The organism is Streptomyces sp. NPDC088097, from assembly GCF_044741845.1.
Taxonomy (GTDB): domain Bacteria; phylum Actinomycetota; class Actinomycetes; order Streptomycetales; family Streptomycetaceae; genus Streptomyces.
The window spans coordinates 70,897-91,311 of the sequence record NZ_JBIUTJ010000007.1 but is presented as its reverse complement, the minus strand read 5'-3'; the positions used below and the strand labels follow the sequence as shown (position 1 = coordinate 91,311).

The following is a 20,415-nucleotide window of genomic DNA, read 5'->3' as shown; positions in this document are numbered from 1 at the left end:
GGGCCCCCTGTCCCCTGAGTGGGGGACACCGTAGTCCCGGATCGACGAGGTGTCCCGGGGTCTGCCTGTGTACACCTGTACGCATCGGGATTCGTTCGTGTGTACCGTCGTACACATGCCTTACGTACTGCTCGCCGCGGCCATCGCCGCCGAGGTCGCCGGGACCACCGCCATGAAGTACAGCGAGGGCTTCACCCGGCTGTGGCCCTCGCTGGGCACGGTGCTCGGCTACCTCATCGCCTTCACCCTGCTCGCGCAGACCCTGAAGTCCATGTCCGTCGGCACCGCGTACGCGATCTGGGCCGGCGTCGGCACCGCCGCCATCGCCGCGATCGGCATCCTCTTCATGGGCGAGGCGGCCACCGCGGCCAAGCTCGGCGGAATCGCGCTGATCATCGGTGGGGTGGTCCTCCTCAACCTGGGCGGGGCGAGCCACTGATGGCCCCGACAACGCGCCGCCACGACCCGCGCCGCCGCCGTCGCATCATCGACGCCGCGATCAGGGTGATGGCCGCCAAGGGGATCGCCGGGCTCACCCACCGCAGCGTGGCGGCGGAGGCGGACGTCCCGCTCGGCTCGACCACCTACCACTTCGCGACCCTGGACGACCTCCTCGTCGCGGCCCTGCGCCAGGCCAACGAGGGCTACGCCCCCGCGCTGACCGTCCGGGACGGCGAGGACCTGGCCGGTGCGCTGGCCCGCCTGCTCGGCGAGGCCCTGACGGCCGACCGGGGGCGCGCCGCGCTGGAGTACGAGCTGTACCTGGAGGCCCTGCGCCGCCCCGCGCTGCGCCTGGTCGCGGCCGAGTGGGGAGAGGCGGTGGCGCACGCCCTGGCCGGGCGCGTCGACCCGGTGACGGCCCGCGCGCTGGTGGCGGTGATGGACGGCATCACCCTCCAGGTCCTGCTCACCGACGCCCCGTACGAGGAGGCGTACGCCCACGAGGTCCTGACCCGGGTTCTGGGCCACCGGGGCTGAAGGGGCCGAGGGGTCCGAAGGGGGTTGGAGGGGCTGAAGGGGTCGAGGGGTCCGAAGGGGGTTGGAGGGCCCGACGGGGTCGGAGGGGCCGATGGGTTGGACGGCTACCGGGGGCTACCGGAGGGCCGCCCCGGTCAGCTCGCGCGGACCGCGGCCAGGGCCGCCGCCACGCTCGCCTCGATGTCCCGGACCGGGTAGAACACCTCGCGCACGGTCCGCTCCCGGTCCACGACCAGGGTCAGCCGCTTGATCCGGCTCACCCCCGCCGCGCGGAAGGTCGGCAGCCGCAGGGCCGTCACCAGGTCCAACCCCGCGTCCGAGAGCAGCGGGAAGCGCAGCCCCTCCTTCTCGGCGAACTCCCGCTGCTCGTCGGGGCGCTGGGTCGAGACCCCGTGGACCGTCGCGCCGGCCGCGGTGAACTCCGCGAGCATGTCGCGGAAGGTGCACGACTCCAGGGTGCAGCCCGGCGCGCCGGGGATCGAGCCCCAGCCCGGCGGGTAGGAGTCGGCCCGGGCGTACGCCCCGGGGAAGCAGTACAGGACGGTGAACGGCGTGTCCGCCACCGGATCGCGGGACTCGCCGAACCGGTCCGGCAGCAGCAGCTCCGGCAGTCGGGTGCCGCGCAGCGCGTGGACCCGTACGGCCTCCTTCGAGGATTCTTCGGTCGTCGCCGTCATCTCTCCCTCTCCCAGCACCCAGGTGTCACCCCAGTCCTGGAGGGCGACCAGGACGGGCAGCAGGCCCCGTCCGCGCGGGGTCAGCCGGTACTCGTGCCGCACCGGGCGCTCCTGGTACGGCTCGCGCGTCAACACCCCGGCCTCGACCAGCAGTTTGAGTCGCTCGGCGAGCACCTTGCGGGAGACGCCCAGCTCGTGCTGGAGCTCGTCGAAGCGGTGCAGCCCCCGCGCGGTGTCACGCACGATCAGCAGCGTCCACCAGTCGCCCACCACGTCGAGCGCCTGGGCGATGGAGCAGTCCGCGTCGCCGAGGTGTGTGCGCTGGGCCATGGCACTCCTTTGTCCGTTGACCCCAGGCTGTCATGCTGACATAGTCAGTTCCTAAAGGGAACTGACTCGGGAGTGCGGGGGGACACGGTGTGCTGCAGGGGTTCAAGGACGTACCGAGGGTCGTGTGGCTGCTGGCTGCGGGGGTGTTCGTCAATGCCGTCGTCAGCTTCACCTTCGTCTTCGTCTTCCTCTACCTGACCGGCCCGCGCGGCCTCGGCGCCGCCGAGGCGGGCGTGGTCACCGGCATCGGCGGCGTCGGCCTGGTCGCCGGCAACTTCACGGGCGGCTGGTACGGCGACCGCTTCGGCCACCGCCGCGTGCTGCTCGCCGCCTCGACCGTCGGCGGCCTGACCCTGATGGGCGTGCCGCTGCTGTCGACCTCCCTCCTCTACGCGGCCCTGCCGCTGGCCCAGTACGCCTCGGGCGTGGTGCGGGCGGCGAACTCCGCGCTCGTCGCCGTGACCGTGGCCGAGGGGGCCCGGCGGCAGGCCTTCGCCGTCGTGCGGTGCGCGTCCAACGGGGGCTTCGCCCTCGGCCCGCCGCTGGGGGCCCTGATCGCGGCCGGCGCCTCGTACGACTGGCTGTTCCTCGCGGACGGGCTCGGCACCCTCTTCTTCGCCCTCTGGACCGCCCGCGCCGTTCCGGCGCGCGGCGCCGCCAGGGCGCCCGCCGCGGCAGGGGACGGGGGTTCCGGTCGCGGCGGGCTCCTGGCCGAACTGCGTGCCCGGCCCACCGTGGCGGTCCTGCTCGGCGCCGTCCTGGTCGCCGACGTGGTCTACCGGCAGCAGTACTACGTCTTCCCGGTCTTCCTCGCCGACTACGGTTTCGACGTAGGGACCTTCGGGCTGGTCATCGCCCTCAACGGCGCGGTCATCCTCCTCCTGGAGCTGCCCGCGGCCGTCGCCCTGCGCGACCGGCCGCCCCTCGCCGTCATCGGCAGCGGCCTGGTCCTGGTCGGCGCCGGCTACGCGGCCCTACTGGCCGGGGCCGGGATCGCGAGCGCCGTCACCATGATGGTGCTGCTGAGCCTGGGCGAGATCCTGTACAAGACCACCGCCACCGCCTTCGTGGCGGACCGGGCCCCCGAGCACGCGGTCGGCCGCTTCCAGAGCCTGTACGCCGGGGTGTCGGTCAGTGGGACCGTCCTCGCCGCCCCCCTGGGAGGGGCCCTGTACGCGGCGGCCCCCGGGCTGTTGTGGCCGCTGTGCGCCGGGCTGGCCGCCGGGGCCGGGGCGGTCCTGATCCGCCTGTCGGCACGCGAGCGGGGGGCGGGCCCGGCCGGGCCCGGGGCGCGCCCGGCACATGAGACCGGTTCGCGGGCGCGGGCCGTCGCCGGTTAGGTTTCGGGCATGACTGCTACGCGTACCACCGGCGCCGTCGCCGCCGGACTTGCCACCATCGCCGCCGACGGCACCGTCCTCGACACCTGGTTCCCCGCCCCCGCCCTGACCGCCGAGCCCGGCCCGGCCGGCACCGAGCGCCTCACCGCCGAGCGGGCCGTGGAGCTGCTGGGCGCCGCCGCGGCCAAGGCCATCCGCTCGGACGCGGTCCGCGGGGTCGAGGTCGTAGCCGTCCGCACCGCCATCGCCTCCCTGGAGGACAAGCCGCTGGACGCGCACGACGCGTACCTGCGCCTGCACCTGCTGAGCCACCGCCTGGTCAAGCCGCACGGCCAGAACCTGGACGGCGTCTTCGGCCTGCTGGCCAACGTGGCCTGGACCTCGCTCGGCCCGGTTCCCGTCGACCAGGTCGAGACCGTCCGCCTGAACGCCCGCGCCGAGGGCCTGCACCTCCAGGTCACCTCGATCGACAAGTTCCCCCGCATGACCGACTACGTCGCCCCCAAGGGCGTGCGCATCGCCGACGCCGACCGCGTCCGCCTCGGCGCGCACCTCGCCGAGGGCACGACCGTCATGCACGAGGGCTTCGTCAACTTCAACGCGGGCACCCTGGGCACCTCCATGGTCGAGGGCCGCATCTCGGCGGGCGTCGTGGTCGGCGACGGCTCCGACATCGGCGGCGGCGCCTCCACGATGGGCACCCTCTCGGGCGGCGGCAAGCAGATCATCTCGATCGGCGAGCGCACCCTGATCGGCGCCGAGGCGGGCGTGGGCATCGCCCTGGGCGACGAGTGCGTCGTCGAGGCCGGCCTCTACGTCACCGCGGGCACCCGCGTCACCCTGCCGGACGGCGCGGTCGTCAAGGCCCTGGAGCTCTCCGGCGCCGACAACATCCTCTTCCGCCGCAACTCGGTCACCGGCACCGTCGAGGCCCGCCCGTACAAGGCCACCTGGGGCGGCCTGAACGAGGTCCTGCACAGCCACAACTGACGTACCCGCACGCGAAGAGCGCCCCCTCACCCCCCGACCGGGGGTGAGGGGGCGCTCGCGTGCGCGCGGCGTGCCGCTGCGCTCAGTGCAGGGGGATCGTGCGGATCAGGCCGGCGAAGGCCTGCTGCTCGGCCTCCGTCAGTTCCACCGACTCCATCGGGTGCGCCGACGTGGTCCGCTGCGCCGGGATCACCGACAGGCCCTCGAAGGCGCCGGGCTCCGGGTGGTGGAAGCGGCTGTCCCACAGCATGTGGCCGAGGCCGACGAGCCAGACGAGCGCGGCCACGAGCAGGACGGCGACGCCGATTTCCTGGGCGAGGGATATGGAGGGGAACACGCGGTCCTCCAGAAGAGTGCGGGCGGGACAAGCCGGACAAGATCGGACGTGCAGTCACTCAACACCACAAGCGGCGCTTTCGGTAGGGGTGTGTCGAGCGTCACGCCAGGGCCGAAAGTCCCGATGTCGACCGGCACAGGACCGCCGCACACCCGGTCCGACACCCCAGGTCCCGCACCGGCCCCGCACCGGTCCCGCACCGGCTCCGGGCATGGCGAAGGGCCCGGCCGGGACGGCGGCCGGGCCCTTCGCGGTCTCGGGGACTACGGACGGAAGCGCAGCACCTGCGGGTCGTGGTCGCTGTTCTGCGCCGAGAACTCCGCGTTGACGTGCACGCTGTCGTACGTGAAGTTCTTGATCGCCGGGCTGGTCAGGATCTGGTCCAGGACCTGCGCGTTGCCCTGGTAGACGTAGGAGTAACGTTCCGCCTTCGGCAGCGACTTGATCGCCGAGTACAGCGCCCCGCCGTCCTCCAGCGCCTGCGTCGTCGCCGAGAACTCGAAGTCGTTGATGTCACCGACCGCGAGGACCGACGCGTTCTTGTCCGCAGCCAGGAGGTCCTTCACGAAGCCGTTCACGGCCTGAGCCTGGAGCAGCCGCTTGGCCTCCGAGGAGCGAACCGGCGGCTGGTGGTGCGAGGCCAGGCCCTCGTCGCCGCCCTTGGAGCCGAAGTGGTTGGCGATCACGAAGACCGTCTTGCCCTTGAAGACGAACTCGCCGGCCAGCGGCTTGCGGCTGTCGGCCCACGCCGGGTTCGCCGGGTCGATCCGGCCTGGGGAGTGGGTCAGGGCGGCCTTGCCGTTCACCTGCGTCACACCGGTCGCCGTCACCGCGTCGCCCGGGGCGCGCTCGGTGAAGGAGACCCGCGCCGGGTTGAAGAGGAACACCTGGCGGATGTTGCCGCCGGGCTCGCCGCCGTCCTTGCCGTTCTCCGGGTTGACGGTCCGCCACTGGTACGCCGGGCCGCCCGCGGCCACGATCGCGGCCGTGAACTTCGTCAGCGTCTGCTCGGCCGAGACGGTGCCGTCGTTGGTGGCGCCGTTGTCGTCCTGGATCTCCTCCAGGGCGACGACGTCGGGGGAGGCCAGGTTCTCGACGACCGCCTTGGCGAGGTTGTCGAACTTGGTCTGCGGGTCGGACGGGTCGAGGTTCTCGACGTTGTACGTGGCCACCGCGAGCTCGTTCGCGGCCTGCGCCTTGGTCTTCTCGGGGGCCAGGGTGCCCGCCTTGACCGTGCCCAGGGTGCGGGCCACCAGGGTGTAGCCGCCGAACTGGTTGAAGTCCAGCGGGCCCTCGGTGGTGCCGGTCAGCTTGTCGCCGACGTTGGCCACCGGGAAGGGCTGCTGCGCGAGCGGCGCGAGCTGCTGGATCTGGAGGCGGCCGGTGTTCTGGGACTCGTAGGAACCGTAGAGGGTGCCGCCGCGCTTGGCGGTGTTCTCCCAGCCCTTCACCGTGACCCACAGCTCCGCGTACGGGTCGGTGGCGCCGACCACGCGGGAGGAGCCGATCTTGACGTTCATGCCCTCAAGCGACTCGTAGAGGTCCAGGGCGTAGCGTCCGGGCTTCAGGGTCAGGCCGTTGATGCTGCCGGCGGCGGCGGGGTCGCCCGCCGGGGCGTAACGGTCCGGGACGTTGTACTCGTTGAGGGCCGTGGCGGCCGGCAGGGCGTTGCCGGAGGAGACCACGGTCACGACCGGCTTGGCGATCTGGGTGACCGACTGGTTGCCGGAGGCGACGCCGCCGGGGACGTACTCGCCGACGGTGCCGGAGACCTTGACGGCGTCGCCGACGGCCACGGTCGGGACGGAGCCGGTGAAGACGAACACGCCCTCGCTGGTGGCGTCGTCGTCGTCCGCGTCGGGGTCCTGGATCCAGAAGCCGCGCGAACCGTAGGTGCGCACGCCCGTGACGATGCCCTCGACGTCGGCGACCGGCTTGCCGTTGAGGGGGGAGACGCGGGTGGTGCCCTGGATGTCGTGGATGCGTATCGGATCGGCGGACACGGCGCCTTCGGCAGCGTCGGCGGAGCCCGCGAGCAGGCCGGTGGCGAGCGCGGTGGCGACGAGTGCGGCGACGGCGGCGGAACGGGGATGCGAGGAGCGCATGGGCGGGAACTCCGGTGTGTGGAGGAGGGTGGGAGCCAGGTGGTTGCCCTGGGGCTCCGATATATCTACGCGCGTCAATTTCCTTGGTGCGCAGCGAAGTTGTCAAGGCCTCCAGGGCAGACGGCGGCTGACTGTGGGATGAACCAAAGGAGATGGGCCGCCGGGCGTGCCCGAAATGCGTCTACGCTGGGTCGCCGCAGCAGGCCCGAGGGTCCGCCATCGCGACGCCACGGACGGGGCGGCGCCCGGCGCCCCGCGGGCCGCCGCGCCCGTTCCGCCGCCCCACGGCCTCCACGGCCCCCAGCCTCCACAGCCCCACCGCGCACCCTCCGAGGAGAACCACTCCATGTCCGCAGAGCCGCACCCCACGCTGCCGCCGGTACGGCTGCACTCCGATGCGGAGCTGGCCCGCGACGCCCTCGTCGCCCCGCTGTTCGCCCGCGCCGTACGCCTCGCCCGCTGGGCCGGACCCGACACCCGGGTCGACATCGGCGGGGAACTCGTCGCCGACCAACTGCCCGGGGCGGCGGCGCACCTCGGCCTCGACCCCGACGACGAGGACGGCCCCGTCCACGCGAGCCAGGCCTGGCGGGTGGCCGTGGACACGGGGCTGGTCGACGTGACCGAACCCGAGCCCGAAGACGACGGGGTCGACGGCGTCGCGGCCCTCGACGCGTCCGACGGGGCCGACGCGTCCGACGGCGCCCACGGCGCGGGCGAACCCGAATACGGCACCGCGGCACCCGGCGAGGACCTCGCCCTCCTGGTCGGCGGCGCCCCCGGCGACGTGCTCGACCTGTGGCTGGCCGCCCTGGAGACCGTCCTCGCGGACGCGGCGGTGCCCGATCTGGACGACCTCGTCGACGCGTTGGACACGGGCGGCGAGATCGACTTCGACCGGCTCGACTGGAATCCACAGCGCGAGGCCGACTTCCTCGACGGGGTCCTCGCCAACCTCTACCTGCTCACCGTCGCCGAGGGCGGCTCGGGCGAGGACCCGGTGCCCCTGCCGGTGCTCGCCGCGTCGATGATCGTGCCCGACGACATGGGCGACCCGACCGACGCCGTACTGGAACAGGTGTCGGACGCGATGATGCGCCTCGACGACCAGTTCCGGCAGCTGGAGCCGATCGGACTGGTCGAGTTCCGGCCCGTGGACGAGGAGTTGATGGCCGAGGCCGACGACGAGGAGCTCGCGGGGGCGGGCTCCGGCGCGGCCGGGGGCGAGTTCGAGGACGACGAGGACGTCTCCCGCTACGGGATGGTGCGGCTGACCCCGCTCGGCCTCTACGGCGTCCGGGCGCGGATGCTGGAGGCCGGGGTGGAGGCCCCCGCCATCGGCGACCTGGCCGCTCAAGGCGCCGAAGTGCTGCTCGACACCGTGGCGTCCTACCCCGAGCGCGCGGCGCAGGCCGAGATGGACCTGTGGCTGGGGGAGCGCGAACTGCCCGTCGCCGTCGCCGAGCTGCTGGCCGCGGCGCGCGGCGACGACGCGGGCGCCCCGCTGCGCCGACTGCGCTGCCAGCAGGCGCTCGCGCCCGCCGGCCCGGAGGCGGAGCCCGTCGTCCGGTCCGTGCTGGACGACCCGCAGCTCGGCGGGCTGGCCCGGGTCTGGCTGGCGGAGCACAAGGTGGGCGACGTGCCCGCGCCGGACGGGGCGATGGTGTTCTGGCTGACGGTGGACACGCTCGCCGCGCAGCTCGCCGCCGACGGGGAGAGCGAGGAGCTGCCGCTGCTGATGCTGAGCCTGACGGAGCACCACACCGGCTTCTTCGAGCAGGCCTGGCGGGTGGAGCACCCCGCCACCGCCTACGTACTGGAGGCGATGGGGCGGATGCACCCCGACAAGAAGTCCTCCAAGGAGGCCCGGAAGGCCGCCTTCAAGGCCCGTTCGCGCCCCTCCTGAGCCGGCGGGGAGAGGGGCAGGCGCGCCCCGGCCGGCGATCGCGAGGTCGTCCGGCCGGGGTGCGCAACCGGACTTTGTGCGGCGGGAGTCGGCCATCGGGGTCGACCGGCAAGGGGTCGGTCGTCTTCCCGGGTAGTTCAGCCGCCGTTCACGTACGGGCGGGAGCGTGTGCGCCGACGACCCGTACGACCGTACGTCAGGCGCACCCCCTCCCCACCCCTGGAGATCAGATGCCCCTCAGCCGCAGAGACTTCACCGCCCGTACCGCCCTCGCCGGCGCGGGAGTCGCGCTCACCGGGACGGTCGGGGCCCTGGCCACCGCCCCCGGGGCGCTGGCCGCCGACGAGGACCTCCGCGCGGGCGGAGCCACGAACCCCGAGGGCGCCGACGGGCACGGCCGCCCCCACGGCCCCGGCTACGGCCCGCTGCTGCCCGACCCGGCGGGACTGCTCGCGCTGCCCGCCGGGTTCACGTACCGGGTGATCACGCACAGCGGGGTCACGCGGTTGGACTCCGGCGAGAGCACCCCCTCCAACCACGACGGCACGGCCGCCTTCGAGGGCCACCGGGGGGTCACCCTCCTCGTCAACAACCACGAGCTGAAGGGCCCGCGCGCGAACTGGGCGCACCCCGTCCCGCTCACCGCGGACCTCGTCTACGACTCGGCGGCGGCCGGCGGCTGCACGGTCGTCGAGGTCCGGCGCGGCGGCGAGGTCGCCGAATGGGTCGCCGTCGCCGGTACGTCGACCAACTGCGCGGGCGGCGCCACCCCCTGGGACACCTGGCTGACCTGCGAGGAGACCGAGGACCTGGCCGGCAAGAACGGGATGACCAAGGACCACGGCTACGTCTTCGAGGTCGACCCGCACGACCGGCGGGCCAACCGCGACCCGCGCCCGGTGAAGGCCTTCGGCCGGTACGCCCACGAGGCCGTGGTCATCGACCCGCGCCAGGGCCACGCGTACCTGACGGAGGACGCCTCCGGCCCCAACGGGCTGCTCTACCGCTGGACCCCGCCGCAGGGATTCCGGCACGGGCGCGGCAAGCTCCGTACGCTCGCCCCCGACGCGGGCGTGCTCGCCGCGGCGAAGTGCTTCGACAGCTCGGGCCATTTCGTCGACGACCTCTCGCGCGCGACGAAGACCGGCACGGTGTACGGGGTCGACTGGGTGACCGTCACCGACCGGGACGCGCGCACGACCTCCGTGCGCAAGCAGTTCGCGGAGGGCGCCGTGACGCGGGCCCGCAAGCTCGAAGGCATGTGGTGGGCGGACGGCGGAGCCTACTTCGTGTCCTCCTACGCGCGCGAGGAGAGCCCGGGCGCCGCGCACGACGGTCAGGTGTGGTTCTACGACCCCAAGCGGCGCACGATCCGGCTGACCGTCCTGATCGGGGTGAACGCCGACCCGTCGGTCGAGGGCGGCTATGACGGCCCCGACAACATCACCGTGTCGCCGTACGGGGGCCTGGTCATCGCCGAGGACGGCAGCGGACTCCAGCACCTGTTCGGCGCCACCGAGTCGGGCCGGATCTATCCGCTGGCGCGCAACGAGCTGAACATCGGGACCCCGCAGGCCCCCGAGTACTCGGAGTTCACCGGGGTCTGCTTCTCGCCGGACGGGAGCACCCTGTACGCGAACATCCAGGAGCCGGGGATCATGCTGGCCGTCACCGGCCCTTGGCGGCGCGGCCGCTGACCTTCGAGGCCGGTGGGCCGGGGGGTCGGCGTGGTGGGCCGACGGTGACCGGCTCAGTGGGCCGACGGGTTACCGGGCCGACGGGTCACTGGGTCGCGGTCTCCGCCTGGGAGGCCGCGGCCCACTCCTCCAGCAGGAACTCGTACGCCTCGGAGGGCCACTCGCCGTCCACCCGGGACTCCACGAGTCGCCGGATCGCCTCGTTCGCCTCTGCGGCGGACGGGCGAGCGGGACCCGCGGGCCGGAGTGTGTTCTGCATGGCTCCAGGCTACGGGCGGGCACTGACAGCCACCGCCGAATTACGCGTGGCATCCATCACCCGCGTTGGCGGTCGGCGGCGGCCGACCGAGCCATGTGCCCGCCCACCTGCTCAGAGTGCCTGCGAGGCGGGCTTCACCATGCCGCGCACTGTGCGGGACTTCACAAAGTCCCCCATGGCCGTCATCTCCCACTCGCCGGAGAACTGCTTGATGAGCTTGGCCATCATGACGCCGGTCTGCGGTTCGGCGCCGGTCAGGTCGAAGCGCACGAGCTCCTCGCCGCTGGCCGCGTCGATGAGCCGGCAGTAGGCCTTGGCGACCTCGCTGAACTTTTGTCCGGAGAAGGAGTTCACCGTGAAGACCAGGCCGGTGGCCTCGGCGGGCAGCCGGCCGAGGTCCACGACGATGACCTCGTCGTCCCCGGCGCCCTCGCCCGTCAGGTTGTCGCCCGAGTGCTTGACGGCGCCGCCCAGGATGGACAGCTTGCCGAAGTAGCAGCTGTCGATGTGGTTGCGCTGCGGGCCGTAGGCGATGACGGACGCGTCGAGGTCGATGTTGGCCCCTCGGAAGGCGGGCTCCCAGCCCAGGCCCATCTTCACCTGGGAGAGCAGCGGGCGGCCGCCCTTGACCAGGGAGACGGTCTGGTTCTTCTGGAGGTTGACGCGCCCCTTGTCGAGGTTGATCTTCCCGCTGCCGGCGGCGGCCGGCGCCGTGACGGGCGGGGCCGGGGGAACGGGGGGAGCGGCGGGGGTGGTGGGGCCGCCGAGCCAGGGGGAGGCCGGGTATGCCGGGGTCGGCGGGGCTGCGGGCGGGGCCGGGGGCGCGAGGGGGGCGGCGACGGGGGCGGCGGCGACCGGGGGCGGCTCCTCCTCCACCGAGACGCCGAAGTCGGTCGCGATGCCGGCGAGGCCGTTGGCGTAGCCCTGACCCACCGCGCGCACCTTCCACACGCCGCCGCGCTGGTAGACCTCGACCACCACGAGGGCGGTCTCGGATCCCAGCCGGGGCGGGGTGAAGGTGGCGATCACCGCACCGCCGACCGCGTCCCGCACGGTGGCGGTGGGCTCGACGCCCTGGAACGACTGGCCGGCGGCGTCGGGGCTGGCCGTGACCACGATCCGCTCGATGCCGGGCGGCAGGGCGGAGGTGTCCACCGTGATCGAGTCCGGCGCGGAACCGCCGCCCGAGCGGTAGTCGACACCGGGCCCGGACGGCTGGTTGTAGAAGATGAAGTCGGCGTCGGAGCGCACCTTGCCGTCCGCCGTGAGCAGGAGACCCGACACGTCGAGCCGCACCGGGGCGGCCACGTCCACCGTCACGCGGACGGTGTTGAGCGGCAGATTGGAACCAGGGGTCATAGCGGTCATGCCGGGAGAACGACCGGACCCGCTTTGCCGTTCCCTTACCCTCGCCGGAGATTTCCCGAGGGGTATCGGGTGGGTGTACGCGGGCCCCGACGGCTCCCGGCCGGCCCCCGACCGGTCTTCAGTGCCGGTTGCGGGGGTGGTTCCCGGCCGTGCGCTCGTTGCCGATCTTGTAGGCGCCGGTCCAGCGGGCCATCACCAGCTGCGCGTCCCCGGACTCCACCTCGATCAGGAACTTGTCGGCCCGGCCACCGCGCAGGGTGCCGGCGGCGCGGCCCCGGTGCGTGATGACGACGGTGCGGTCGCTGCGTACCTCGTACGTGAACCCGTGCGGCTTCGGCATGGCCGCAGCCTGCCCCGCCGGACGCGGGGCGGGCAACGGAATTAGGCCGCCGCCCGGGGGGCTCGGCCGGTGGTGGTGCCGCTCAGCGGGCGCCCGTGACCCGGCGGGGCAGGCCCAGGGGGTTGGCCTCGCGCAGTTCCGGCGGGAGCAACGCGTCGGGGACCGACTGGTACGCCACCGGACGCAGCCAGCGCTCGATCGCGGTCCCGCCGACGGAGGTGGAGTGCGAGGTGGCCGCCGGGTACGGGCCGCCGTGGTGCTGGGCCGGGGCCACCGCGACCCCGGTCGGCCAGCCGTTGACCACGATCCGGCCCGCCAGCTCCGTGACCCGCCCGATCAGCGCGGCGGCCGACGGGGCCCCGTCGGATCCCGGCGCGCCCCCGGTCTCGGCGGTCGACAGCTGGAGGGTCGCGCTCAGGTTCCCGTCCAGCAGGTCCAGGACCGCGGCCGCCTCGCCTTGGTCCGCGTACCGGACGACGACGGTCACCGGGCCGAAGCACTCCTCCAGCAGCAGCGCGTGGGGGCCGCCTTCGAGGAGGCTCACGGCCGGGACGCTCAGGTAGCCGGCCGTGACGGTGTGCTCCCCGCCGGAGCCGGCCGGGACCGGCGCGTCGACCTGGGGGAGCGCGGCCCGCTCGCGGACCCCGGACAGGAAGTTCTCCCGCATCCGGTGGTCGAGGAGGACCCCGGGGTCGCTCTCCCCGAGGGACTTGGCGAGTGCCCCCGTCAGCCGGTCGCCGTCCGGGCCGGTCGGGACCAAGACCAGGCCGGGCTTGACGCAGAACTGCCCGACGCCCAGGGTGACGGAGCCCGCGAGCCCGGCGCCGATCTCCTCGGCGCGCTCGGCGGCAGCCGCCGGGGTGACCACGACGGGGTTGAGGGAGCCGAGTTCCCCGTGGAAGGGGATCGGCACGGGCCGGGCGGCGGCCGCGTCGAACAGGGCCCTGCCGCCCCGGACGGAGCCGGTGAAACCGGCGGCGGCGACGAGCGGGTGACGGACCAGTTCCAGGCCGGCGTCGAACCCGTGGACCAACGAGACCACGTCGGCGGGCAGTCCGCTCTCCACGGCCGCCCGGCGCAGCAGCGAGGCGCACAGCTCGGAGGTGGCGGGGTGGTCCGGATGGGCCTTCACGACGACCGGGCAGCCCGCGGCGACGGCGCTGGCGGTGTCCCCGCCCGGGACGGAGAAGGCGAGGGGGAAGTTGGAGGCGGCGTAGACGACGACCACGCCCAGCGGCACCTTGTAGCGGCGCAGTTCGGGCCGCGGCGGGCTGAGCGAGGGGTCGGCGCGGTCGATCCGGACGTCGAGGTAGGAGCCCTCCTCGACGGAATCGGCGAAGGCCCGCAGCTGGCCGGTGGTGCGGGCGAGTTCGCCGGTCAGGCGGCCCGGGCCCAGCGCGGTCTCCGCGTCGGCGGTCTCGACCACGCGCTCGGCGGCCCCGTCGAGCAGGTCGGCGGCGGTCCGCAGGAAGGTGACGCGGGCGACGGCGTCGGCCAGGGCGGCGCGGGAGGCGTGGGCGGCGCGTACGGCCCGGTCGACGTCCTCGGGTGTGGCTTGCGCCGCAACCTCTTCGCGTTGCTTCCCGGTGCGGGGGTCCACACTCCAGACTGGTGTCGCTGCCATGGCCGGCTGCCTCCTGGATCGTTCAGTATTCTGAACGCCGTTCCGGTGGATGAATGATCACTTCTGCTGCGGACTCTATTTCCGCGTCCACCGTGTGACAAGAGGCGATCCGAGCCGACCAGAGGGGAAGCAGTCGTATGACGACAGTCGAGTCGGAGGGCCCCGCGCCGGCGGCGCCGGTGAAGTCGGCGGTGCGCACGGTCCTGCTGCTGGAGCACTTCGCGGCGCGGCCCGGTCTGCACAGCCTGGCCGACATCCAAAGCGACCTCTCCCTGCCCAAGTCCAGCCTTTACATGCTGCTGCGGACCCTGGTGAACCTGGGGTGGGTGGAGACGGACGCGACCGGCACCCGGTACGGGATCGGCGTACGGGCCCTGCTGGTCGGCAGCTCCTACATCGACGGCGACGAGGTGGTGGCGGCGGCCCGGCCCACCCTGGACCGGCTCTCCGACGACACCACGGAGACCATCCACCTGGCCCGGATGGACGGCACCAGCGTGGTCTACCTCGCGACCCGGCAGTCCCAGCACTACCTGCGCCCCTTCACCCGGGTCGGGCGGCGGCTGCCCGTGCACTCGACCGCCCTCGGCAAGGCGCTGCTGGCCTCGCACACCGACGAAGAGGTGCGCAGGCTGCTCCCGAAACGCCTGGAGTCGGTCACCGAACACACCATCACGGACCGGGAACGGCTGGTGGAGGAGCTCGCCCTGGTGCGGGAGCAGGGCTACGCGGTGGACCGCGAGGAGAACACCCTGGGACTGCGGTGCTTCGGGGTGGCGGTGCCGTACCGCACTCCGGCGCGGGACGCGGTGAGCTGCTCGGTCCCGGTGGCGCGGCTGACGCCGGGGCACGAACGGGTCATCAAGGAGGCCCTGTTCGAGGCGCGGGACCGGCTGTCGGTCGTGACGCGGCGCATGTGAGACGACGGAGGCGGTGCTTCCTCCCCCACGTGGGGGAGGGGGTTCACCTTCATGGGGGAGGTGGCGGGGTCGCGGACGCGGGACCGTGGGGACATGACCACACGAGCCGCCCGCGACGGGTCCCACCGGTCCACCGGGTCCGACGGATCCGTTGATTCCGACCAGTCCGCCAAATCCGCCAATTCCGCTGATTCCGACGAGTCCACCGAGTTCGCCGAGTCCACCGAGTCCACCGGCTCCGGTTCCGCGGGGTCCACCGGGCCCATGAGGAGCGAGCCACCCCCGCCGGCGGGGAGGTGGGCAGTCGCGCGGCGGGTTTTGCGGGCGGCGGCCGTGGTCGCCACCCTGCCCTACCTGGCCCTCAAGGCGGCCTGGCTGGGCGGCAGTCACGTCGGGATACCCGACGGCAGCGTGCTGCTGGATCCCGGGCCCTTCCTCGTCGTGGGCAATGCGCTGACGCTGCTGATGGACGCCACCGTGATCCTGCTCGTCATGGTGCTCACCCGTCCCTGGGGCATGCGGGTGCCGGGCCCGCTGCTGACCGTCCCCGTCTACGTGGCCACCGGGCTGCTCACCCCGATCGTCCTGGGGTTCCCGGCCCAACTCCTCGTCAAGGCGGTGGGCCTGGGGGCGGACGAGGCGGCCCGGGCGGCCCGGGAACCCTTCCTCGACCCCTGGGTGCCCGACCTCGTCTACACCGGCTTCATCATCCAGGCGGTGGCTCTGGCGGGACTGTTCGTCCCCTACGCGTACGAGCGTTGGGGCGGACGCCGACGGGTCGCCCAGGGGCAGCGGCTCCCGTCACCCACGGGGGTGGTGGCGGGAGCCGCGGCACTGGTCGGAGCGGCGGTGGCGGCGGCGCACCTGTACTGGGCCTTCGGAGGCGACGCGGGGTTGCCCGCCGAGCGGGTGGCGGCATACTCGGCCGAGACGGGCGTGGTGTCGGGGACCCACGCGCTCTGCGCGCTCACCGCGGCGATCGGAGCGGTGCTCCTGGCCCGGGGAGGGACGCGCCGGGCGGGGTGGTCCCTGGCGGCGGCCTGGATCGGCTCGGCCGCGACGCTCAGTTGGGGGATGTGGTTGCTGACCCCGCTGTTGGGATCGGATTCCGAGTTCGGGGAATCGATCACCACGGCGATACTCCTGACCTGCGTCGGTCAGATCGTCACCGGGGCGCTCGGGGCGGGCGTCCTGATCCGGTACCTCCGCTCCCGAGGGGAGGTCTGAGGGACCCGGTTCGGCCGGGGAGGGGAAGAGAGCGACGTGAGCGGGGGAGACGTGTACGGCTCCGGCAGGGGGAGACGGGCCGACAGCGGGCCGGGGGGTACGGCGCCGGCGGGGACGGCGCCGGGACCGGCGCCGGCGCGGCCCGAGGTCGGGCGGGCGAAGGCCGGGCGGGCCAAGGCGAGGCGGGCGCGGGCCGGGTTGCCGGGGGGCCGGGTCGGGCTTCGGTGGGTGCACCTGGTCCTCGGCGGGGCCCTGCTGATGCCGTACTTCCTGCTCACCGAGGTCGGCGTGGGGATGGCGGCGGGCAGGGGCAGCACCGTCGGCTCCCTGCCCCTCACCCTGATCGCCTACGGGGCCGCCCTGCCGCTCGCGGCGGTCACCGGGTTGTTCGGGTTGGTCCGGCCGCTGTCGGCGGGAGCCGTGCGCGCACTGTGCGCCGTCCCGGGAGAGCGCCTCGCCGAGGGGTCGGCCCGGTCCTGGGGCGCCCGGTGGCGGGCCTCCGCCTGGTGGACCCTGCACCTGGGCGTCGGAGCGGTGCTCAGCGGGATCAGCCTCGCGATACCGCCCCTGGCGGTGGTGCTGATCGGGCTGCCGTTCTCGCCGAGCCTGCGCGCGCTGCGCGAGGAGACGGACGGCTGGTCCATCGGCGGCCTGCCGACCTGGGCGGGCCCTCCGCTCGGTACCGCCCTGCTGGTGGCGATCCTGCTGTGCGCGGCCGCGGCGGGGGAGCTGCTGGCCCGGATGGCCCCGGTGCTGCTCGGCCCGACCGCGGCGGACCGGCTGGCCGCCGCCGAGGAACGGGCCGCCGACCTCGCCGTGCGCAACCGGCTCGCCCGGGAACTGCACGACGCCGTGGGACACGCGCTGAGCGCCGTCACCCTCCAGGCGGGCGCGGCCCGACGGGTGCTCGACCGCGACCCGGAGTTCGTCCGGGAGGCCCTCGCCGCGATCGAGGACACCACCCGCCGGACGGTCGGCGAGCTGGACGCGGTCCTCGGCCTGCTGCGCGACGGGGACCCCGACCGCGCCGACGCCGTACCCGCCCCGACCCTGGCCGCCGACCTCGACGGGCTGCTCGCCCGCACCCGGGTCGGGGGCACCGTGATCACCGCCGATCTGGACCCGGGCCCGGTCGGGGACTGGGCGCAGCTGCCGCGGATCGCCTCGCGGGAGGCGTACAGGATCGTCCAGGAGGGCCTCGGCAACGCCCTGCGCCACGGAGCGCCCCCGGTCGCCCTGCGGATCCGGGTCCACAGCCCCGCAGGACAGCGAGAACTGGAGATCACCATGACCAATCCCCCGGCCGTGGACCCGCCCGCCCACGAGCGGGCGGAGCCGCGCACCACCGGGGGGCGCGGCCTGCGCGGCGCCACCGAGCGGGCCACCCTGCTCGGCGGCCGGGTGGAGGCCGGGCCGCTCGCGGGAGTGTGGCGGCTCCGAGCGGTCCTGCCACTGGGCCCCGCCGCCGGCCCGCCCGGCCCCACCGTCGGCACGCCCGGTCCGTCCGGCGGGGGCCTCCGGTGAGCCGGCCCCCGCTGCGCGTGGTCATCGCCGACGACGAGCGGATGGTCCGTACCGCCCTGCGGGTCATCCTCGACGCCGAGCCCGATCTGGAGGTCGTCGGCGAGGCGGCCACCGGAGCCGAGGCCGTCCCGCTGGTCCGCTCGCTGGCCCCGGACGTGGTGCTGATGGACGTACGGATGCCGGAGATCGACGGCATCCGGGCCACCGAGCAGATCCTCGCCGCCATGGCGGAGCCGCCCCGGGTCGTGGTCGTCACCACCTTCGAGAACGACGCGTACGTCTACGAGGCGCTGCGCGCCGGAGCCGCCGGGTTCCTCCTCAAGCGGGCCCACCCCGAGGAGCTGATCGGCGCGGTGCGCCTCGTCGCCCGGGGGGACTCGCTGCTCTTCCCGGCCGCCGTCCGGTCCCTGGCGGCCGCCTACACGCCGTCCGGTCCGTCCGCCGCCCCGCCCTGGGCGGCCCGTCTCACCCGGCGCGAGGCCGATGTACTGCGCCTGATGGCCGGCGGACTGTCCAACCCCGAGATCGGCGAACGCCTCGGGGTGGGCCCGCAGACCGTCAAGTCACATGTGGCGTCCGTGCTGGCCAAGACCCGTTCCCGGGACCGCACCCAGGCGGTCATCGCCGCGTACGAGGGAGGTTTCCTCATGAAGGGAAGCTGAGAATCCGGCCACAATCGGGGCAGAGCGGAACGGCTGGGGCCGCTCATACGTCCTTCCGGGGGATGAACAAGACGATCAGGCGTGCGTCGGTCTTCTGTCTGCTTCTGGTGCTTGCCCTTTTGGTGCGGGTCACCTGGGTGCAGGCATATCAAGGCCAGGCCCTCGCAGAAGACAAGCACAACCGGCGCAACCTCATCGGGCAGTACGAGAACCCGTTGGGGAACATCATCGTGGGCGGGGAGGCGATCACGGGCTCGGTCAAGACCGGCGGCAAGGACTTCGGCTACAAGCGGACCTACCTCGACGGACCGCTGTACGCGCCGATCACCGGCTACAGCTCGCAGGCCTACGGCACGAGCATGCTGGAGGGCGTCTACAAGAACGTCCTGAACGGCAACGACAGCCGACTCAAGACGATGATGGACGTGCTCACCAACAAGCGGGCCGCCCCGGGCAACGTGCTGACCACCATCGACAAGGACGTCCAGAAGGCCACCTACGAAGCCTTCAAGGGCAAGTCGGGAGCGGCCGTGGCCATGGACCCGGCGACCGGCGCGATCCTCGGCGTGGTCAACAACCCCTCCTTCGACCCGGGCCGCATCGCCGGAGCGAACGACGGGGACGCCTGGGGGGAGCTGTCGGCGGACAAGGGCAAGGCCATGGAGAACGTGGCCCTGCGCAAGCCGCAGGCCCCCGGCTCCACCTTCAAGTTGGTCACCCTGGCCGCCGCCATCGAGAACGGGCTGGTCACAGGCATCGACACGCCCACGGGCGTGGCCGCCCCGTACACGATCCCCGGCACTCGCACGCCCCTGCCGAGCGAGGCGGGTGACGCGGCGTGCAACAACGTGTCACCGCGCACCGCGCTGAAGCTGTCCTGCAACAACGTCTTCGCGGACCTCGCCTCGAAGCTCGGCCAGGACAAGATGCGGGCGATGGCGGAGAAGCTGGGCTTCAACGTCCAGATCGACACCCCGATCCGGATCAACCCGCCGAGCAAGTACCCGTCGCAGAAGATGTCGATCGACCAGGTCGCGCAGACGGGCATCGGCCAGTTCGACGTGCAGGCCACCCCGCTCCAGATGGCCATGGTGACCGCCGCGATCGAGAACGGCGGCAAGCTCGTCGCCCCGCACCTGGTCTCCGAGGTGACCGACGCCAACGGGAACGTGCTGGAGAGCTTCAAGGACCCGAAGTCCGACGAGGTCATGAGCGAGAAGACGGCGTCCATGCTCCGGGACGCCATGCGTACGGTCGCCACCGAGGGCGGCGGCAAGTCCGCGCAGGTGGCGGGGGCCGAGGTGGGCGGCAAGACGGGCACCGCCCAGCGGGGCGTCAACAACAGCATCCCGCCGCTCGCCTGGTTCACCTCGTACGCCAAGGCGGGCGACAAGCAGATCGCGGTCGCGGTGATGATCGAGAACTCGGACGCGGACCGCTCCGAGATCGGCGGCAGCCGGCAGGCCGCGCCGATCGCCCAGAAGATGATGGCGGCCTGGCTGAAGAACTAGCCACGCGCGCACGTGGGCGTCGCCCGCCGGGAACCGAACGGGGTTCCCGGCGCGTTCCCCATCTCATGATCCGGACCGCGCTCGACACCGACCTCGACGCCATCACCGCCCTGCACGCCCGGGCCCGTGCCACCTACTACCGCGGCCGCCTTCCCGAGGAGGCCTACGCGGGGGAGGCGGAGACGGCCCGTGCGCGCGAGGGCTGGGCCCGGGCCGTCGCCCGGGCGGAGACCTCGGGCCGGGTGTTCTGCGCCGAGCTCGACGGCGCGGTCACCGGGGTCGCCGCCTTCCACACCGCCGACGGCCAGACCACCCTCACCCAGCTGCACGTCGACCCCGACCAATGGCGCCGGGGAACCGGCGCCGCCCTGCACGCCGCCTGCCTCGCGGCCTGGCGGCGGGCCGGGATAGCGCGGGTCCGCCTGGAGGTCTACGAGCACAACCGGCGCGCCCAGGCCTTCTACGCCTCGCACGGCTGGCGCCCCGACCCGAAGGCCACCCCCTCCGGCTCCCACCGCACGCTGTGGCTGGAGGTGCCCCCCGTGTCCGGGGAATGAGACGCCGGCGAGAGTGGTTGAACCGAGAACCGATTTACCCCCCCGAGCCCGGAGAGAAGAAGG

At 73.4% G+C, this 20,415-nt stretch carries 19 protein-coding genes; 12 read left to right on the top strand and 7 right to left on the bottom strand.

The window, feature by feature from the left end; all coding sequences use genetic code 11:
• Window positions 1-115 precede the first annotated feature (115 nt).
• Both ACIOD1_RS21640 and ACIOD1_RS21635 read left to right on the top strand, forming a co-directional pair.
• The gene (locus tag ACIOD1_RS21640; protein WP_365624002.1) at window positions 116-439 is read left to right on the top strand and encodes a multidrug efflux SMR transporter; all 324 of its coding nucleotides are present in this window, start codon (window positions 116-118) and stop codon (window positions 437-439) included.
• On the top strand, window positions 439-978 hold the full coding sequence (locus ACIOD1_RS21635) for a TetR/AcrR family transcriptional regulator (RefSeq protein WP_401903992.1): 540 nt from the start codon (window positions 439-441) through the stop codon (window positions 976-978). The genes ACIOD1_RS21640 and ACIOD1_RS21635 overlap by 1 nt, the downstream gene beginning before the upstream one ends.
• 134 nt (window positions 979-1,112) lie before the next feature.
• Here ACIOD1_RS21635 and ACIOD1_RS21630 read toward each other — a convergent pair whose 3' ends face one another.
• On the bottom strand, window positions 1,113-1,985 hold the full coding sequence (locus ACIOD1_RS21630) for a winged helix-turn-helix transcriptional regulator (RefSeq protein WP_365623998.1): 873 nt from the start codon (window positions 1,983-1,985) through the stop codon (window positions 1,113-1,115).
• A gap of 92 nt (window positions 1,986-2,077) precedes the next feature.
• Between ACIOD1_RS21630 and ACIOD1_RS21625 the strand changes: the two genes are divergently transcribed.
• Complete coding sequence (locus tag ACIOD1_RS21625; RefSeq protein ID WP_401904216.1) at window positions 2,078-3,325, top strand: MFS transporter; 1,248 nt, start codon at window positions 2,078-2,080, stop codon at window positions 3,323-3,325.
• 9 nt (window positions 3,326-3,334) lie between these two features.
• Window positions 3,335-4,315 (top strand): 2,3,4,5-tetrahydropyridine-2,6-dicarboxylate N-succinyltransferase, encoded by a 981-nt coding sequence (gene dapD, locus ACIOD1_RS21620; RefSeq protein WP_401903988.1) that lies wholly within the window; start codon window positions 3,335-3,337, stop codon window positions 4,313-4,315.
• 82 nt (window positions 4,316-4,397) lie between these two features.
• Here dapD and ACIOD1_RS21615 read toward each other — a convergent pair whose 3' ends face one another.
• Both ACIOD1_RS21615 and ACIOD1_RS21610 read right to left on the bottom strand, forming a co-directional pair.
• Window positions 4,398-4,652, bottom strand: coding sequence for a hypothetical protein (locus ACIOD1_RS21615; protein ID WP_365623994.1), 255 nt, complete (start codon window positions 4,650-4,652; stop codon window positions 4,398-4,400).
• A gap of 263 nt (window positions 4,653-4,915) precedes the next feature.
• Window positions 4,916-6,757, bottom strand: coding sequence for an endonuclease/exonuclease/phosphatase family protein (locus ACIOD1_RS21610; protein WP_365624127.1), 1,842 nt, complete (start codon window positions 6,755-6,757; stop codon window positions 4,916-4,918).
• 346 nt (window positions 6,758-7,103) lie between these two features.
• Here ACIOD1_RS21610 and ACIOD1_RS21605 point away from each other — a divergent pair, with 346 nt between their 5' ends.
• Both ACIOD1_RS21605 and ACIOD1_RS21600 read left to right on the top strand, forming a co-directional pair.
• A complete protein-coding gene (locus tag ACIOD1_RS21605) occupies window positions 7,104-8,663 on the top strand; it encodes a hypothetical protein (protein WP_401903986.1) in 1,560 nt (519 codons plus the stop codon).
• Window positions 8,664-8,893: 230 nt separating this feature from the next.
• Window positions 8,894-10,360, top strand: coding sequence for an alkaline phosphatase PhoX (locus ACIOD1_RS21600; RefSeq protein WP_401903984.1), 1,467 nt, complete (start codon window positions 8,894-8,896; stop codon window positions 10,358-10,360).
• 85 nt (window positions 10,361-10,445) lie between these two features.
• Here ACIOD1_RS21600 and ACIOD1_RS21595 read toward each other — a convergent pair whose 3' ends face one another.
• From ACIOD1_RS21595 to ACIOD1_RS21580, 4 genes are all read right to left on the bottom strand, one after another.
• Window positions 10,446-10,619: a hypothetical protein gene (locus ACIOD1_RS21595; RefSeq protein ID WP_365623988.1), complete on the bottom strand. Its 174-nt coding sequence runs from the start codon at window positions 10,617-10,619 to the stop codon at window positions 10,446-10,448.
• A 111-nt stretch (window positions 10,620-10,730) separates the two neighbouring features.
• Window positions 10,731-11,978 carry a TerD family protein gene (locus ACIOD1_RS21590; RefSeq protein WP_365624125.1) on the bottom strand — a complete coding sequence of 416 codons (1,248 nt, stop codon included), beginning with the start codon at window positions 11,976-11,978 and terminating at the stop codon, window positions 10,731-10,733.
• A 127-nt stretch (window positions 11,979-12,105) separates the two neighbouring features.
• Window positions 12,106-12,327: a hypothetical protein gene (locus ACIOD1_RS21585; protein ID WP_365623986.1), complete on the bottom strand. Its 222-nt coding sequence runs from the start codon at window positions 12,325-12,327 to the stop codon at window positions 12,106-12,108.
• A gap of 82 nt (window positions 12,328-12,409) precedes the next feature.
• Complete coding sequence (locus tag ACIOD1_RS21580; protein WP_401903981.1) at window positions 12,410-13,951, bottom strand: aldehyde dehydrogenase (NADP(+)); 1,542 nt, start codon at window positions 13,949-13,951, stop codon at window positions 12,410-12,412.
• Window positions 13,952-14,088: 137 nt separating this feature from the next.
• On the opposite strand from ACIOD1_RS21580, the gene ACIOD1_RS21575 reads away from it, so the two are divergent.
• The 6 genes from ACIOD1_RS21575 to ACIOD1_RS21550 all read left to right on the top strand — a co-directional run bounded on the left by ACIOD1_RS21575 (window position 14,089) and on the right by ACIOD1_RS21550 (window position 20,352).
• Window positions 14,089-14,871: an IclR family transcriptional regulator gene (locus tag ACIOD1_RS21575; RefSeq protein WP_401903979.1), complete on the top strand. Its 783-nt coding sequence runs from the start codon at window positions 14,089-14,091 to the stop codon at window positions 14,869-14,871.
• A 93-nt stretch (window positions 14,872-14,964) separates the two neighbouring features.
• Window positions 14,965-16,098: a hypothetical protein gene (locus ACIOD1_RS21570; protein ID WP_401903977.1), complete on the top strand. Its 1,134-nt coding sequence runs from the start codon at window positions 14,965-14,967 to the stop codon at window positions 16,096-16,098.
• 258 nt (window positions 16,099-16,356) lie between these two features.
• Window positions 16,357-17,622 carry a histidine kinase gene (locus ACIOD1_RS21565; RefSeq protein WP_365624124.1) on the top strand — a complete coding sequence of 422 codons (1,266 nt, stop codon included), beginning with the start codon at window positions 16,357-16,359 and terminating at the stop codon, window positions 17,620-17,622.
• 41 nt (window positions 17,623-17,663) lie between these two features.
• Window positions 17,664-18,284: a response regulator gene (locus ACIOD1_RS21560; protein ID WP_401904213.1), complete on the top strand. Its 621-nt coding sequence runs from the start codon at window positions 17,664-17,666 to the stop codon at window positions 18,282-18,284.
• Window positions 18,285-18,346: 62 nt separating this feature from the next.
• Window positions 18,347-19,795 (top strand): penicillin-binding protein 2, encoded by a 1,449-nt coding sequence (locus ACIOD1_RS21555; protein ID WP_365623976.1) that lies wholly within the window; start codon window positions 18,347-18,349, stop codon window positions 19,793-19,795.
• Window positions 19,780-20,352, top strand: a complete 573-nt coding sequence (locus ACIOD1_RS21550) for a GNAT family N-acetyltransferase (protein WP_401904210.1) — start codon at window positions 19,780-19,782, stop codon at window positions 20,350-20,352. Before ACIOD1_RS21555 ends, ACIOD1_RS21550 begins: the two co-directional genes overlap by 16 nt.
• Window positions 20,353-20,415: the final 63 nt, after the last annotated feature.